Raw genomic sequence first — 231 nt, 5'->3', positions numbered from 1 at the left:
ACACTGGCTGATTTTTACTTCGCTTAAAAGCAAAAACCCCGGTCTGTTGGCGCAGCCGGGGTTTTCTGTTTCTGACCCTGAACAGGACAAGGGAGAACATGTGGTTGATTTTAGCAAACTGATTCGGGAGTTGCGACTAATGATTAAGCAATTTCCAGACCGGAAGTTTTTCCTCATATGGGTGATCCCATTCATCTGGGTGGTATCCCAGTTAATCACTGCCATTAAGGG

1 protein-coding gene is annotated in these 231 nt (G+C 45.9%); it reads left to right on the top strand.

The features are described from left to right. A partial coding sequence (locus tag AACV31_RS20400; protein ID WP_221413638.1) for a hypothetical protein occupies nucleotides 1-231 on the top strand: 231 nt, incomplete at both ends.

Origin of the sequence: Cronobacter sp. EKM101R, assembly GCF_963888145.1 — a bacterium.
In the GTDB taxonomy this organism is placed as follows: domain Bacteria; phylum Pseudomonadota; class Gammaproteobacteria; order Enterobacterales; family Enterobacteriaceae; genus Cronobacter; species Cronobacter turicensis.
This window is presented reverse-complemented; position numbering and strand designations above follow the sequence as displayed.